This is a genomic window from Phenylobacterium sp. 58.2.17, from assembly GCF_026411515.1.
Classification (GTDB): Bacteria; Pseudomonadota; Alphaproteobacteria; order Caulobacterales; family Caulobacteraceae; genus Phenylobacterium.
Genome location: NZ_JAPMTQ010000040.1, coordinates 26,573 through 38,220 on the forward strand (window position 1 = coordinate 26,573; position 11,648 = coordinate 38,220).

The following is an 11,648-nucleotide window of genomic DNA, read 5'->3' on the forward strand; positions in this document are numbered from 1 at the left end:
CTCGCCGCGTTGCGGCGATCCACCCTCCCCACGAGGGGGAGGGAGAAGTTCAGGCGTTGAAGTTCAGCTTCAGGCCGGGACGGGGCCAGGTGGTCTTGTAGAGCTTGCCGGTCGAGGAGGCGGTGATCCAGGCCGTCTTCATGTCCGGGCCGCCGAAGCAGATGTTGGTGGTGATGAAGTCGGGCACCGGATAGTGCTCGACCGTTCCGTTCGGGTCGAACGCGGTGATCCCGCCATTGAGGATGGTGGCCACGCAGACCTTGCCGGAGGCCTCGACCGCCAGGCTGTCGAGGAACTGCACGCCGGGCAGGTTGCAGACCGAACGGCCGGGCGCGAAGCCGGCGGGCGGGGCCAGCACGCCCGGCTCGACGACGTCGAAGGCCCAAAGGCGACCGAGCTGAGTGTCGGCGAGATAGACGGTCTTCTCGTCCGGAGACAGGCCCACGCCGTTCGGCGCGATCAGGTGGTCGCGCTGGCGGCTGACATGGCTGCCGTCGATCTTGGCGTAGTAGAGGGCGCCGAAGCGGCGGCCATCGGGCGTGCTGGCGCCGTGGTCGGAGAACCAGAAACCGCCCTGCTTGTCGAACACCAGGTCGTTGGGGCCGACAAAGGGGCGCCCGTCGCAGCTGTCGTAGAGCGTTTTCAGCTCGCCGGTGGCGAGGTCGAAGCGCTGGATGTAGCCGCCCTTGTGGGTGTCGGGGGGCGGGCCCGGGATGGTCAGGCCGTCCTGCTGGGGCCAGGTGAACGAGCCGCCGTTATTGGTGATGTAGATCGCCCCGTCCGGGCCGATGGCCGCGCCGTTGGGGCCGCCGCCGGTCTCGACGACCGTCTCCTTGCGCCCGTCCGGATAGACGCGGGTGAGGCGCTGGGCCTTGATCTCGGTGAGGATCACCGAGCCGTCGTTCATGGCGATCGGGCCTTCGGGGAATTCGAAGCCCTCGGCGACAAGCTGCATGTCCATGGTCGCGGTCCCTCCTTGGCTCGCCACTCGCAGCGGTGGCGTTGAGGCCGCGACTATGACCGATCAGCGCCGTTCCAACACCCGAATTTTAAACGCGTGTTCGTCGCCCTCGCCCGCGGGGTGAGAGGTGCTGCTGACTTCGGTCCAGCGGCTCTCGTCGATCGGCGAGAGGGTGACGTCGCCGGCCACCTCGGCGTCCACCTCGGTCAGGTAGATGCGCTGGGCGCGGGTCAGGGCCAGTTCGAACAGCGAAGCTCCGCCGATGACGCAGAATTCGTCCACGCCGTCCTCGGCGGCCTGCTCGCGAGCGATCGAGACGGCCTCGCTGAAGTTGTCGCAGACCACCGCGCCCTTGGCCTCGAACGAGCCGTCGCGGGTGAGCACGATGTTGGTGCGGCCGGGAAGCGGCTTCTTGGGCAGGCTCTCCCAGGTCTTGCGGCCCATGATCACCGGCTTGCCCATGGTGACCGCCCGGAAGTTGGCGAGATCGGTCTTCAGCCGCCAGGGCAGGGAGCCGTCCTTGCCGATGACGCCGTTGCGGTCGCGGGCGAGGGGGCCGGCGGTGAGGATCGGGATGCTCATGTCCCGCTCATAGCAGAGTCCTGGGATGAGCGACCCAGCCGATTGTCGGCCAGGCCGATCACCGCCCGCAGGCCGGGATGGGCGTCCTCCAGTTCGAGGGTTCCGCCATGCAGCTTGGCGCAGGCCGCCGCGATGGCCAGACCCAGCCCGCCGCCCGGCTTCGAACGGGCCGCGTCCAGCCGCACGAACCGCTCGCGCACCCGGCCGCGGTGCTCCGGCGCGATGCCAGGGCCGCTGTCGCTGACCACGATGCGGATCAGGCCGGGGGTCTCTTCGAGGGCCAGGCGGACGACCGCGCCCTCGCCCGCGTGATGGGCGGCGTTGTGCAGCAGGTTGCCGACCGCCTGGCGCAGGATCAGCTCGTGGCCCTGGACGACCAGCGGGCCGCGCGGCTCCGGCGCGACGAAGGTCTGGCCGGCGTCCTCGATCACCGGGGCGAACAGTTCGCCGACCTCGGCGACCAGGGCGGCGAGGTCGAGTGGAGCCATCATGTCGCGTGAGAGCCCGGCCTCGGCGCGGGCGATGTCCATCAGAGCCGAGAGGGTCGAGAGCGCGCGGTCGGCCTCGCCGTGGGCCTGCTCGATGGCGTCGAGGCGGTCTTCATCGCCGATCTGCGGCTCCAGGGCGCGGGAGAGGTCGGCGCGCATGCGGGTCAGCGGCGAGCGCAGGTCGTGGGCGAGGCTGTCGGTGACTGTGCGCATGCCGGTCATCAGCTCTTCGATGCGGTCGAGCATGGCGTTCATGGAGAGGCCGAGCCGGTCGAAGACGTCGCCCTTGGGGTGAACCTCGGTGCGGGCCGAGAGGTCGCCGTCGGCGATGCGGCCGGCGGTGGCGGCCAGGGTCTCCATGCGCGCCAGCAGCAGGCCGTTGAACCAGATCGCCGCCAGCAGCACCGCGCCGACCGCCGCCAGCAGGGCCGCGGCGGCGCTGGCCAGCAGGGCGCGGCGGAAGGCGATGCGCTCGCCGATGTCCTCGTAGACGACCAGGGAGCCGCCCATCGACAGCGGCTGGACCAGCACCCGCCAGGGCGAGCCGCGCCCGTCCTCGACGATGTCCAGCTTGGCCGCGCCGGAGGCCGGCAGCTGTTGGGCCGCCTCCAGCCGCGCGCCGCCGAGCAGCCGCCCGCCAGCGTCATAGAGCGCGTAGCGGAAGGCGCCGCCCGGATCGGTCTTCTCGCGCAGATCGAGTGCGCGGGCCAGCGGCGCCAGGCCTTCCTCGTGGGCGAAGGCGACGAAGTAGTCGCGCGCGGCCTCGGCGACCTCGCGCTGGCGCTTGCCGATGATCGCTTCGCCGACCCGGTCGATCGTCAGCAGGCCGACCGCCAGGGCCGAGAGCGCCACCGCCAGCAGGACGAAGAACACCGCCCCTGGCCGCAGGCGCGAGCCGAGCGGCCTCACGGCTCCTGCGACAGGCGGTAGCCTGTCCCGCGCAGGGTGTGCAGCAGCGGCTGGGCGAACCCCTCGTCGATCTTCTTGCGCAGGCGGCTGATGTGGGTGTCGACGACGCTGGTGTGTGGGTCGAACCGATAGTCCCAGACCTGTTCGAGCAGCATGGTGCGGGTGACGACCCGATCCTTGTGCCGCATCAGGTACTCCAGCAGCTTGAATTCGCGCGGCAGCAGGTCGAGCGTGCGCCCCTCGCGGCTGACCCGGCGCGACAGCAGGTCGATCGAAAGGTCGCCGCAGACCAGCTTGGTCTCGACCTCCGGCCCGGAGCGGCGGCGCATGAGGTTTTCCAGCCGCGCCGACAGCTCGGAATAGCCGAAGGGCTTGGTCAGATAGTCGTCGCCGCCGGCCCGCAGGCCCTTCACCCGCTCGTCCAGGTGACTGAGCGCCGAGAGGATGATGATCGGCGTGGAAATGGAAGCGGCACGCAGGGCCTTGATGACGCTGAGGCCGTCCATGCCCGGGACCATGCGGTCCATGACGATGGCGTCGAAGCCCTCGCCGCTGGCGGCGTAGAAGCCGTCGCGGCCGTCAGCGACGTGCTCGGCCGTGTAGCCCTCCTCGCGCAGGCCCTTGAGGATGTAGTCGGCCGTTTCGGCGTCGTCCTCGACCAGCAGGATGCGGCGGCTCATGGGCGGCGCTCCGAATTGCTCGCCGGCGAGGATGGCGCGGTTTCGACGGGCCTCCAAGACGGTCGGGCGGCCGCGGGAGACCGGCCGCCCGACCAACGCACACTAGGGGAGCTGGGGATCACCCCTTGGCGACGCAGGCCTTCACGAAGGCGGCCTTGTCGCCGGTGTGCGTCTTCTGGCTGTTCCAGGCCTTTTCGCACTCAGTCTTCTTGGCGGCGGGAGTCGGCTTGGCGGCCATGGCGGTCTTGGCCGGAGCGGCGGGCGCCGGGGTGGCGGCGAACGCGGCCGAGCCGGCGATCAGGCTGAGGGCGACGGCGGCGGGGGCGATGAGGTGGCGCATAAGGCTCTCCTAGAGAATGTCGGCCGGATCGTTCCGGACGAGGAGAGCAGACACCGTAGGGCCCTCAGCCCCCGGTCGGCGAACTCGCAAGTTTGTAAGGTTAGACCGCGATCGGGGCTTCGATCTTGTCGTGGGCCTTGTAGCCGCGGAGCTTGAAGTCCTCGAACTCGAAGGCGAAGAGGTCGCGCTTGTCGGCGATCTCCATGACCGGCAGCGGCAGAGGCTGGCGGGCGAGCTGCTCGCGGGCCTGGTCGAGGTGGTTCAGGTAGAGGTGCGCATCGCCCAGGGTGTGCACGAACTCGCCGGGCTCCAGGCCGGTCACCTTGGCGACCATCATGGTCAGCAGGGCGTAGGAGGCGATGTTGAACGGCACGCCGAGGAACACGTCGGCCGAGCGCTGGTAGAGTTGGCAGGAGAGCTTTCCGTCAGCCACGAAGAACTGGAACAGGCAGTGGCAGGGCGGCAGCGCCATGTCGTCGACGTCGGCCGGGTTCCAGGCCGAGACGATGTGGCGGCGAGAGTTGGGCATGGTCTTCAGCCCCTCGACGACATTTGCGATCTGGTCGATCACCCGGCCGTCCGGCGCGGTCCACGAGCGCCACTGCTTGCCATAGACAGGGCCGAGTTCGCCGCCTTCATCCGCCCATTCGTCCCAGATGCTGACGCCGCGCTCCTGCAGCCACTTCACGTTGGTGTCGCCGCGCAGGAACCAGAGCAGTTCCAGGATGATCGACTTGCGGTGCAGCTTCTTGGTGGTCAGCAGCGGGAAGCCCTTGGCCAGGTCGAAGCGCATCTGGCGGCCGAAGACGCCGAGCGTGCCGGTGCCCGTGCGGTCGCCGCGCTGGACGCCGTTGTCCAGGATGTCCTGGAGCAGGTCGAGGTACTGCCGCTCGGGATGATCGGCGGCGGCTTCGGCGATGGCGACGTGGGCGTTCATCAGGCGGGACCGCTGGCTGTTCGGAACGTGATTCGGTGGTGATTCGGTCTCGGCGTGAACGCCCCAATGGGGAGTTCGTCCACAGCTGGACGGCAAATCCCAGATAGCGCAGATTGTCCAGAGAAACCCATTGGTTGCGCTGTCGCCCGGCGCGCCGGCTTCAGGATCTGCTCGATGTTCGCCTTGCTCGCCCTCGCCGCGGTGTTGGCCGCTTCCGGCGCTGCTCCCGAAACCCCGTCGCCGCCGCCGCAGGCGGCCGCGACGCCTGCGGCTCCAGCGCCCGCGCCCGTCGCCGCCCCGGACAAGGCCAAGGAAGAAAAGCTCGTCTGCAAGTACGAGATGGAGACCGGCAGCCGGTTCTCCAAGAAGATCTGCATGACCCCGGCGCAGGCCAAGGCCCGCCGCGACGAGGCCCGCAAGGCGGTGTCCGACATTCAGGCCAACTCCGCGATCGCTCCGGGCGTCGGGCCCTAGGCTCCTCGCTGAACTGGCGCGCGCTTCGGCGGTAAATGCCCTAGCCTGCGAAACCGCCGTCGCTCAGGAACGCCAGCTCCTCGGTGGTGCTGACCCGCCCGAGGCACGCGTTGCGGTGGGGGAAGCGGCCGAACCGGACGATGATCTCGCGGTGCAGGTCGGCCCAGCGCAGCGATTCCGCATCGCCGGCGTCGTCCTTCAGCCGGGTGAACAGGCGCACCGCCTCGTCCTGGTCGGCGAGATCCTCGGAGTGCTCGAAGGGCAGGTAGAAGAACTGGCGCAGGCCCGCCTCAGTCGCGCGGTCGTGGCCTGAGGCGAGGGCGTTGCGGGCGACGTGGCGCGCCTTGGGGTCGGTGGCGAAGGCATGGCCCGAGCCGCGGTAGAGATTGCGCGGGAACTGGTCGAGCAGGAGCAGCAGCGCCAGCGATCCCTCGGCCGAGGCCATCCAGCCGTCGTACTCGCCGCGGGCGGCGGCGTGGTGCACCGGTTCGAAGCGGAGCGCGATCGCCTCGTCGAACTTGGCGCTCTTGGCGAACCACTTCTGGGGTCCGGCCGCCGTCCAGAAGCCGACCACGTCCTTGGGTGTCGCCGCCATTCATCGCCCTCCAGTCTGGATAGTCTATGTCCGACGGCGGCGGTTTCGGTTCAAGGGCGTGCGCGCGCATTCAGTTTTTCCGGCGAAACGCCGCATCGCGGCGAGCTTCCCTTGACCTGCGCGCAAAATTCCCCTCCATAGCCCGGCCTTTGCTGCGGCGCCGTTGCGCGGAACCGTGGCTACCTTCGACTTCAGGAGAATGATCATGCGCGTCTACTATGACCGCGACGCCGACCTCGCCCGCATCCTGGACAAGAAGATCGCGATCGTAGGCTATGGCAGCCAAGGTCGCGCCCACGCGCTCAACCTTAAGGACTCCGGCGTCAAGGACGTCGTGGTAGCCCTGCGTCCGGGTTCGGCCACCGCCAAGAAGGTGGAAGCCGACGGCCTGAAGGTGATGACCGTCGCCGACGCCTCGGCCTGGGCCGACGCCATCATGGTGCTGGCGCCCGACGAACTGCAGCGCGGCATCTACGCCAACGAAATCGCCCCGAACATCAAGGACGGCGCGGCGCTGCTGTTCGCGCACGGCCTGAACGTGCACTTCAACCTGATCGAGCCCAAGGACACCATCGACGTGCTGATGGTCGCGCCGAAGGGCCCCGGCCACACCGTGCGCGGCGAATACCAGAAGGGCGGCGGCGTGCCGTGCCTGATCGCCATCCATCACAACGCCACGGGCAACGCCCTCGACCTCGGCCTGGCCTACGCCTCGGCCATCGGCGGCGGCCGCTCGGGCGTGATCGAGACGACCTTCCGTGAAGAGTGCGAGACCGACCTGTTCGGCGAACAGGCCGTGCTCTGCGGCGGCCTGGTGGAGCTGATCCGCGCCGGCTTCGAGACCCTGGTCGAGGCGGGCTACGCGCCCGAAATGGCCTACTTCGAGTGCCTGCACGAGGTGAAGCTGATCGTGGACCTGATCTACGAAGGCGGCATCTCGAACATGAACTACTCGATCTCGAACACGGCCGAGTACGGCGAGTACGTCACCGGCCCGCGCATGGTCACCCCGGAGACCAAGGCCGAGATGAAGCGCGTGCTGGAAGACATCCAGTCGGGCCGTTTCGTCCGCGACTTCATGCTGGAGAACGAGGCCGGCCAGCCGAGCCTGAAGGCGACCCGTCGCCGCGCGTCCGAGCATCAGATCGAAGACGTCGGCCAGCGCCTGCGCGCCATGATGCCGTGGATCACCAAGAACAAGCTGGTCGACACCGCCCGCAACTAAGGGCGCCGAACGCAGCGGAACATCGGAAGGCCCGGGTGCAAGCCCGGGCCTTTTGCTTTAGGCGCCGAAACGGGTGACGTAGCGCTGGGTAAGGACCGCGGTGGCGTCCATCCGCTGACGGTCGGGGCCCATCAGTTCCAGATGGACGTGGTCTGTCATGCCGCCCGGATAGCGGGCCTGCAGGCCGTGGGCTGCGCCGATGTCCTGGCCCAGGCGGACCACGTCGCCCTCGGCGACGCTGGGGTCGATGTAGAACACCCGCGCCACGTAGCTGATCGCCGGATTGGTGATCTCGACGAACTTCAGGTGCTTGTCGTCGGCGTAGGCCATGCCGATCTTGGTGACGTAGCCGGAGATCGGAGCGGCGACCGGCTGGCCGGCCTGGGCGATGAAGTCGACGCCCTCGTGCTGGCGCGCGCCGCCGTCGCGGGAGGCGCCGAACGCCCCGAAGCCGTAGGCGTCGTGCGTGCGCGGGGCCTGACCGGTCGGATTGACGAAGTCGGCCGCGCCGTCGCCGTCGACGTCCTTGCCCTGCCAGGCCAGAACCTTCTCGCCGTTCGCCGGCGGGGCGACGGGCTCAAGCGCCAGAGCCAACGGCTTGGTCCCATGGGCGCTGGTGAAATTGGCGCGGGCGGCGGCGTGGGCGCCGGCCTGGAGGAAACCTGCGGCGAGGACGGCGGCGCCCAGGGTCAGCCAGGTCTGAGTCATCCAGATCTGGAACTTGTCGGCGGCAGGCGTCGTCGTGGCGCGGAGCATGCGTCGGTCGTTTCCTCTTCGAATGGCGGCTGATCGGCGCTGGGCGCCGGGCCCGGCTTCGCCCTTGCGGATCCATATGGAGACTCGCGCGGCGAGGCAGCATGTGACCGGGTGTCGCTGGTCTATTTCGGCAAGGTCACGGTTGCGTGAGGCTGGGCGACGCGCCCATGAGATGTGTTACAAGGTGAGCGCGATTTGTTCGCAGTATCGTCCCGATGTCGATGTGGGCGAGCGGTCGGATCATGCGATTCGATCTGATCCGGTCGAGCGTTGCGTTTCAGGTCTTCTGATCGCGGCCAAGGAAAGTCTCAAATACTGTTTGTAGAATTGAAATCTATACCCGTGCGTGCCCGCAAAGCTGCGGGGCGCGCGCGATGAGTCGTCTGATCGTCGTGTCCAATCGGGTGCAGCCGCCCGGCGACGGCGGCGAGGGGGCGGTCGGCGGCCTGGCCATGGCGCTGGCGGCGGCGCTGCGCGAGCACAGCGGCGTCTGGTTCGGCTGGAGCGGCCAGACGGTCGAGGAGTATTCCGGCCAGATCGCCGTTCAGAAGGTCGGCGGCGTCACCGTGGCGACGGTGGATCTCGAAGAGCAGGACCGCCAGGAATACTACAACGGCTACGCCAACCGCACGCTGTGGCCGCTGTTCCACTACCGGGTCGATCTCAGCGCCTATGAGCGGTCGTTCAGCGAGGGCTACGGGCGGGTCAATGCGCGCTTCGCTGATGCGCTGACCCCGCTGATCGGCCCAGACGACCTGATCTGGATCCACGACTATCACCTGATCCCGCTGGCCCAGGAGCTGCGGCGACGCGGGGTGCGCAACCGCATTGGCTTCTTCCTGCACATCCCCTGGCCGGCGCGGCGGCTGCTGCTCACCCTGCCGGACCACGAGGCGCTGGTGGAGGCGCTGTTCGCGTATGACCTACTGGGGTTCCAGACCGAAGATTCAGCCAGCGCCTTCCGCGACTATGTGATCTCCGAAGCCGGCGGCCGGGTCGACGACCAGGGCGTGGCCCATGCGTTCGGGCGTTCGGCGCGGGTCGGGGCGTTTCCGATCGGGCTGGACGTCGAGAGCTTCGAGGCCGCAGCGTCCGGCGAGGTCGCCAAGGCTGAGTTCGAGCGGATGCAGGTCAGCCTCAACGGCCGGGCGATGATCGTCGGAGTGGATCGCCTGGACTACTCCAAGGGCCTGGAGGAGCGGTTCCTGGCCTACGAGCAGGTGCTGGCCGATCGTGAGGAACTGCGCGAGCAGGTGTTCCTGCTGCAGATCGCGACGCCGAGCCGCGAGGATGTCGACGCCTATCAGGAAATCCGTGCGCGTCTCGACGCGGTGACTGGCCGCATCAACGGGGCCTTCGCGACCATCGACTGGGTGCCGATCCGCTATGTGAACCGCGGCTATCGCCGCGATGAGCTGGCGGGGGTCTACCGCGCCGCGAAGATCGGTCTGGTGACGCCGTTGCGGGACGGGATGAACCTAGTCGCCAAGGAGTATGTCGCCGCCCAGGATCCGGCCGATCCGGGCGTACTGGTGCTGTCGCAGTTCGCCGGGGCCAGCGAGCAGATGGGCCAGGCGCTGATCGTCAACCCGTTCAATCGCGAGGAGGTGGCTGAGGCCATCGTGCGGGGCCTGGCCATGGAGCGGGCCGAGAGGGTCGACCGCTGGAGCGCCCTGATGGACGACCTACGGCGGACCGACGTGTCGGCCTGGCGCGACGCCTATGTCGCGGCGCTGGCCGGCGGCTAGACCGGCCATATCCCCTGATGGAGGACCACCCGGTAGCCGTCGGGGTCCTCGTAGGTGACGCCTTCGCGATCCCAGTACGGATTGAACGAGTCCACTGGGCGGTGGCCGCGCCGCTGCATGACCCCGATCATCCGACTCCAGGCGCGGGCGTCGGGCATGTAGACCACCAGCAGGTTGTCGGGCGTCGGCGCACGGCCGGCGGACCGGCCGTGGGCGCGGGTGAACTCCAGGTGATAGGGCGCGCCCGGAAAGCCGAGGATCGCGCCGTCGAACCCGTTATGGTCGGAAAAGCGGGTGAGCTCTGGGAAGCCCAGGCCGTCGCGATAGAATGCGACGACGGCGTCCATCTGATCGGTCGGCCGTACTACGCGCAGAATGCACCCGGCCAGCGGCGGTCGTTCGAGAGTGGTCGGCGACATTGCGGCCCCCTGATTTGGAAAGTTGATGCTTTCCTAAAATGACCGACTAATTTTGTAAACTATTCGCTTTGCAAAAAGCGATGACCTGCGAGGTCATCGACGCCGGCGGCGCGGCCGGTCATGCTGGGTCGATGACCGACGCCTCGACCGCACTCCATCCGCTTGATGACGCCGTCCGCCTGGAGCCGACCGGGCCGGGCGCCTATCGCGGCGCGACCTCGGCCGCCTACTGGAACATGGCTGGGCCGTTTGGCGGGACGACCGCGGCGATCCTGATGAGGGCCGTGCTCGATCATCCGCAGCGACGCGGGCGGCCAGTGGCCCAGACCGTAAATTTCTGCGCTGCGGTGGCCGAGGGCGCGTTCGAGGTGACGGTGCGGCTGGTGCGTGACGGGCGCTCCACCCAGCACTGGCAGGTGGAGATGCTGCAGGCCGGGGTCGTGGTGACCACCGCGAGCACCGTCACCGGCCCGGATCGGGAAACCTGGAGCCATGCGGCGGCTGCGCCGCCGAAGACGCCGCCGGCCGCGCAGACCCCGGTGCTCGACACCTCTGGCCGGTCCGGTTGGCGCGGCCGCTACGAGTTCCGCTTCGAGCGCGGGGAGCCGATCGCCGGAACGGCGAGCCCGCAGACGCCGGGGGCGGCCCTGTCGCACAGCTGGGTGCGGGACGAACCGCCACGGCCGCTGGATTACGTGTCGTTGGCGGCGATCTGCGACACCTTCGTGGTCAAGATCCTGCAGGTGCGCGGCGACATTCCGCCGGTCGCGACGGTCTCGCTGTCGAGCTACTTCATGGCCGACGAGGCGGCGCTCGCCCGGCAGGGCGCACGCCCGGTGCTGGGCGTGGCCGACGCACGCGTCTTCCGCCACGGGTTCAACGACCAGAGCGCCGAGATCTGGTCGGACGACGGCGTGCTGCTGGCGGTCTCGCACCAGGTGGTGTGGTTCAAGGGCTAGCTCCAGCCAAGGGCGGCCTCGCCCCGCAGGATCGCCTCAGCCTCGTCGGTGTGCTTGGCGCCTTCGCGCGGATGCAGGACGAGCGCGGGCAGCATCTGCAGCGGCGCCTTGCCGGTCTTGAGCGCGCGGACCAGCACGCGCTTGGCCGGCGCGTCGGCGTGTGAGTGGATCGGCCTGATCTGGAAAGAGCCGGCCTTGGGCGTGAGCAGGGCCAGGATGTCCGCCAAGCGGTCGGCGCGGTGGATCAGGGTGATGGAGCCGCCCTCCCGAACCGCCTTCAACAGAAAGCCGATCCAGGCGGCCAGACCGCCGTCAGCCATCCAGGCGCCGGCCTTCTCGGGCGCGGGCGCGCGCAGAACGCCCGGATCGTCGAAGAACGGCGGGTTGGCCATGACCGCGTCGAACGGGGCCAGGCCAAGTTGCTTGAAGGGCAGGGCGACGTCGCCCTCCAGGATTTCGACCCGGGCCTGCAGGCCGTTGGCCGCAACGTGGCGGCGGGCGAGGGCGGCGGCGGCCGGATCGCGCTCCACGCCGACGAAGCCGGCGCCTGGGCGGCGGCTCGCCGCAGCCAGCAG

At 68.9% G+C, this 11,648-nt stretch carries 15 protein-coding genes; 4 read left to right on the forward strand and 11 right to left on the reverse strand.

The window, feature by feature from the left end; genetic code table 11:
• Positions 1-49: 49 nt before the first annotated feature.
• From OUA97_RS18830 to OUA97_RS18855, 6 genes are all read right to left on the reverse strand, one after another.
• Positions 50-961 carry an SMP-30/gluconolactonase/LRE family protein gene (locus tag OUA97_RS18830; RefSeq protein WP_267233570.1) on the reverse strand — a complete coding sequence of 304 codons (912 nt, stop codon included), beginning with the start codon at positions 959-961 and terminating at the stop codon, positions 50-52.
• Between the two features lie 63 nt (positions 962-1,024).
• Positions 1,025-1,543: a dihydrofolate reductase gene (locus tag OUA97_RS18835; RefSeq protein WP_267233571.1), complete on the reverse strand. Its 519-nt coding sequence runs from the start codon at positions 1,541-1,543 to the stop codon at positions 1,025-1,027.
• Positions 1,540-2,940 carry a sensor histidine kinase gene (locus tag OUA97_RS18840; protein WP_267233572.1) on the reverse strand — a complete coding sequence of 467 codons (1,401 nt, stop codon included), beginning with the start codon at positions 2,938-2,940 and terminating at the stop codon, positions 1,540-1,542. Before OUA97_RS18840 ends, OUA97_RS18835 begins: the two co-directional genes overlap by 4 nt.
• Positions 2,937-3,620 carry a response regulator transcription factor gene (locus tag OUA97_RS18845; protein WP_267233573.1) on the reverse strand — a complete coding sequence of 228 codons (684 nt, stop codon included), beginning with the start codon at positions 3,618-3,620 and terminating at the stop codon, positions 2,937-2,939. The genes OUA97_RS18840 and OUA97_RS18845 overlap by 4 nt, the downstream gene beginning before the upstream one ends.
• A 118-nt stretch (positions 3,621-3,738) precedes the next feature.
• Entirely contained in the window at positions 3,739-3,960 is a 222-nt protein-coding gene (locus OUA97_RS18850) for a hypothetical protein (RefSeq protein WP_257736772.1), read from the reverse strand.
• 100 nt (positions 3,961-4,060) lie between these two features.
• Entirely contained in the window at positions 4,061-4,897 is an 837-nt protein-coding gene (locus OUA97_RS18855) for a thymidylate synthase (RefSeq protein WP_267233574.1), read from the reverse strand.
• A 174-nt stretch (positions 4,898-5,071) separates the two neighbouring features.
• Here OUA97_RS18855 and OUA97_RS18860 point away from each other — a divergent pair, with 174 nt between their 5' ends.
• Positions 5,072-5,371, forward strand: coding sequence for a hypothetical protein (locus tag OUA97_RS18860; protein WP_267233575.1), 300 nt, complete (start codon positions 5,072-5,074; stop codon positions 5,369-5,371).
• Positions 5,372-5,411: 40 nt separating this feature from the next.
• Here OUA97_RS18860 and OUA97_RS18865 read toward each other — a convergent pair whose 3' ends face one another.
• Together OUA97_RS18865 and OUA97_RS18870 are read right to left on the reverse strand one after the other, a co-directional pair.
• Positions 5,412-5,966: a DUF924 family protein gene (locus OUA97_RS18865; protein WP_267233576.1), complete on the reverse strand. Its 555-nt coding sequence runs from the start codon at positions 5,964-5,966 to the stop codon at positions 5,412-5,414.
• A 24-nt stretch (positions 5,967-5,990) separates the two neighbouring features.
• On the reverse strand, positions 5,991-6,173 hold the full coding sequence (locus OUA97_RS18870) for a hypothetical protein (RefSeq protein ID WP_267233577.1): 183 nt from the start codon (positions 6,171-6,173) through the stop codon (positions 5,991-5,993).
• Here OUA97_RS18870 and ilvC point away from each other — a divergent pair.
• The gene (gene ilvC / locus OUA97_RS18875; RefSeq protein WP_267233578.1) at positions 6,172-7,191 is read left to right on the forward strand and encodes a ketol-acid reductoisomerase; all 1,020 of its coding nucleotides are present in this window, start codon (positions 6,172-6,174) and stop codon (positions 7,189-7,191) included. The genes OUA97_RS18870 and ilvC overlap by 2 nt on opposite strands.
• Positions 7,192-7,248: 57 nt before the next feature.
• Here ilvC and OUA97_RS18880 read toward each other — a convergent pair whose 3' ends face one another.
• Positions 7,249-7,947, reverse strand: coding sequence for a peptidoglycan DD-metalloendopeptidase family protein (locus tag OUA97_RS18880; RefSeq protein ID WP_267233579.1), 699 nt, complete (start codon positions 7,945-7,947; stop codon positions 7,249-7,251).
• Between the two features lie 374 nt (positions 7,948-8,321).
• Between OUA97_RS18880 and otsA the strand changes: the two genes are divergently transcribed.
• A complete protein-coding gene (gene otsA, locus OUA97_RS18885; protein ID WP_267233580.1) occupies positions 8,322-9,695 on the forward strand; it encodes an alpha,alpha-trehalose-phosphate synthase (UDP-forming) in 1,374 nt (457 codons plus the stop codon).
• Here the strand turns inward: otsA and OUA97_RS18890 are convergent.
• The gene (locus OUA97_RS18890) at positions 9,692-10,114 is read right to left on the reverse strand and encodes a VOC family protein (RefSeq protein ID WP_267233581.1); all 423 of its coding nucleotides are present in this window, start codon (positions 10,112-10,114) and stop codon (positions 9,692-9,694) included. The genes otsA and OUA97_RS18890 overlap by 4 nt on opposite strands.
• An 80-nt stretch (positions 10,115-10,194) precedes the next feature.
• Here OUA97_RS18890 and OUA97_RS18895 point away from each other — a divergent pair, with 80 nt between their 5' ends.
• Complete coding sequence (locus OUA97_RS18895) at positions 10,195-11,073, forward strand: acyl-CoA thioesterase (RefSeq protein ID WP_267233582.1); 879 nt, start codon at positions 10,195-10,197, stop codon at positions 11,071-11,073.
• Here OUA97_RS18895 and OUA97_RS18900 read toward each other — a convergent pair.
• On the reverse strand, positions 11,070-11,648 hold a 579-nt coding region (locus OUA97_RS18900), incomplete at its 5' end, for a tRNA1(Val) (adenine(37)-N6)-methyltransferase (RefSeq protein WP_267233583.1). The genes OUA97_RS18895 and OUA97_RS18900 overlap by 4 nt on opposite strands.

Bases quoted from the DNA above. Each gene is read 5' to 3' on its own strand.
- OUA97_RS18855 (WP_267233574.1), bottom strand. From the start codon at position 4,897: ATGAACGCCCACGTCGCCATCGCCGAAGCCGCCGCCGATCATCCCGAG.
- OUA97_RS18890 (WP_267233581.1), bottom strand. From the start codon at position 10,114: ATGTCGCCGACCACTCTCGAACGACCGCCGCTGGCCGGGTGCATTCTG.
- OUA97_RS18895 (WP_267233582.1), top strand. From the start codon at position 10,195: ATGACCTGCGAGGTCATCGACGCCGGCGGCGCGGCCGGTCATGCTGGG.
- OUA97_RS18865 (WP_267233576.1), bottom strand. From the start codon at position 5,966: ATGGCGGCGACACCCAAGGACGTGGTCGGCTTCTGGACGGCGGCCGGA.
- OUA97_RS18860 (WP_267233575.1), top strand. From the start codon at position 5,072: ATGTTCGCCTTGCTCGCCCTCGCCGCGGTGTTGGCCGCTTCCGGCGCT.
- otsA (WP_267233580.1), top strand. From the start codon at position 8,322: ATGAGTCGTCTGATCGTCGTGTCCAATCGGGTGCAGCCGCCCGGCGAC.
- OUA97_RS18830 (WP_267233570.1), bottom strand. From the start codon at position 961: ATGGACATGCAGCTTGTCGCCGAGGGCTTCGAATTCCCCGAAGGCCCG.
- OUA97_RS18835 (WP_267233571.1), bottom strand. From the start codon at position 1,543: ATGAGCATCCCGATCCTCACCGCCGGCCCCCTCGCCCGCGACCGCAAC.
- ilvC (WP_267233578.1), top strand. From the start codon at position 6,172: ATGCGCGTCTACTATGACCGCGACGCCGACCTCGCCCGCATCCTGGAC.
- OUA97_RS18870 (WP_267233577.1), bottom strand. From the start codon at position 6,173: ATGATCATTCTCCTGAAGTCGAAGGTAGCCACGGTTCCGCGCAACGGC.
- OUA97_RS18845 (WP_267233573.1), bottom strand. From the start codon at position 3,620: ATGAGCCGCCGCATCCTGCTGGTCGAGGACGACGCCGAAACGGCCGAC.
- OUA97_RS18850 (WP_257736772.1), bottom strand. From the start codon at position 3,960: ATGCGCCACCTCATCGCCCCCGCCGCCGTCGCCCTCAGCCTGATCGCC.
- OUA97_RS18880 (WP_267233579.1), bottom strand. From the start codon at position 7,947: ATGCTCCGCGCCACGACGACGCCTGCCGCCGACAAGTTCCAGATCTGG.